The organism is Paenibacillus sp. 01T422, assembly GCF_056398785.1.
This window is the reverse complement of record NZ_JBFTQB010001069.1, coordinates 1-1,917: the sequence shown is the minus strand read 5'-3', so window position 1 is coordinate 1,917 and position 1,917 is coordinate 1. Positions and strand designations below refer to the sequence as shown.

2 protein-coding genes and 1 pseudogene are annotated in these 1,917 nt (G+C 37.8%); all 3 read right to left on the bottom strand.

What is annotated here, in order from left to right:
• Window positions 1-187 (bottom strand): response regulator transcription factor (locus AC1DUA_RS35590; RefSeq protein ID WP_477504227.1); only part of this gene is annotated, 187 nt, incomplete at its 3' end.
• Window positions 188-380: 193 nt separating this feature from the next.
• Complete coding sequence (locus AC1DUA_RS35585; RefSeq protein WP_477504226.1) at window positions 381-1,028, bottom strand: TVP38/TMEM64 family protein; 648 nt, start codon at window positions 1,026-1,028, stop codon at window positions 381-383.
• Window positions 1,029-1,610: 582 nt separating this feature from the next.
• Window positions 1,611-1,917: pseudogene (locus tag AC1DUA_RS35580) on the bottom strand (hypothetical protein); the annotation flags it as partial.

Below are 1,917 nucleotides of genomic sequence, written 5' to 3'. Positions count from 1 at the left end.
CAGCAATGCCGTCCATTCTAGGCATCATCCAATCAACAATTAGAACATCATACATGGATCCTTCTGCATAAACCAAAGCATCTTCACCATTTTCTACCCAATCTACTTGGTACCCACCTTTTTTTTCAAGGACATATTTCACCAGCTTTCCAAGCTTTAGATCATCTTCTGCAAGTAGGATATTCACTACATTCACCGCCCCTTTGGGATAATGACAAATTACACATGGAGCTACATACATCAAGCAATGAGTTTGCACTCCCGATTTAAACTAAAGGGGCTAGTTCATCAGTGGCCTCCAAATTGTGCAGTGTATTGTACATCTTTCACATATCTTTTCTTGACGTTATTAGTGTCTGTATCTTTCATAAATGAACTTATCAATTCGCTTCTACTTTTCGTTTCCTAGTTTTCAACAACCAGCTTACACCCAACAATAGCAAAAACAAAACAATCCCAAAGGCTCCCCACATCAATGAACCTCTACGAACACCTGCATAGATGCCGCTTACCGCTATCGTATATGGAAGTATACCTAAACCAGTTGTCCAAATAAAGGTCCAAATGTGAACCTGTAAGAAACCTAAGGCGTAATTCACAAAATGGTAAGGTACTAATGGTACGAAACGAATAAATAATAATCCAAATGATTGATGTTTCTTGGTGAATTTTTCTACTCTATTTAGAAACGGTTCTGCCAATTTGCCGAAGAAGGGTTTTGCCACCCATCTGGTCAAATATAAAGCTCCTACCGCTCCGCCTAACCCGCCTATCCATGAAAAAAAGCCACCCCAAACCGGTCCGTAAATTTCCATGAGAATAATTGAAATAAATTCACCGGGTACTGGAATTATATTAACAATTGACTGTACGATTATTCCAATAAGAACACCCATCATTCCATAATCACGAATCTGATTGATAAGTATTTGGGCTTCTCCCGAATGCAAGAGATACAAATAATATCCAATGACCGCAGAGATGAGGAGCAAACCAATGATGCTAATTAGTTTTTGCTGACTTTTCAAATGAGTTCATCCTATTCATATTTCATTATTTTCATAGAATACTGCCAATAACATCTTTTACAATGCGTTCAGCAACATTTTTATGGTGACAGTGTTCCATCCTAGATCTCATTTGTGTAGAAATTGCCTCATTAGATAAATAAGTTAGAATCTAGTTAACTAAATTAAAAGCTGCTTGTGCTCTAACCGATTTAACCCTGCACGAACTGGCATATAGTGATTTGATATTGTGTTAGGTAATAGCTCCAACCGTAGTAGTTGATGCCGAATCTTGCAGCATGGAAGCTTCCCCAATAAACCAATGTTAATACCTTATTAAAGAATGGATGTGCCTATTTCATTAAATCGATGATAAAATGTAAGTCCATTCACCTTACCTATACTTTTGTCAGTAATCATTATAATTAATCATTTCTACCGTGTGAACTAATTATTAAGTTTCTCTTAAATTTATTCATCCATCCGCTGAAAGCTGAACGATCTTCTCATAAGCCGGCAAACCGGTGGTTCTGGTTTAGATTTGGCTAAAGCCAAAAAGATGACTTTGAAGGATCTCAATGTCATCTTTTACTTTTATATCGATTAAACGGCTTCTACAAAATCTTTATTCTCTCCCGTTCCTTTGGCAGCAGTACCTCCACGGAAAACGACGAAAATAAGTATAAAGGTCGTTAATACTAGGCTAACTGGACCACTTCCATAACCCATACCGCCATTAGCATGTGTGGCCGATAACCAATCTGAGAATGAGGCTCCTACTGGACGTGTCAGGATGTAGGCAAACCAGAAAGCGATAATTTCTTTCAGGCCAAACAACCAAAAACCGATAGCTGGAATAGCTAATAAGCAACTAAATAAGATACCAGATGTGAAGTAACCTAAATGCAAA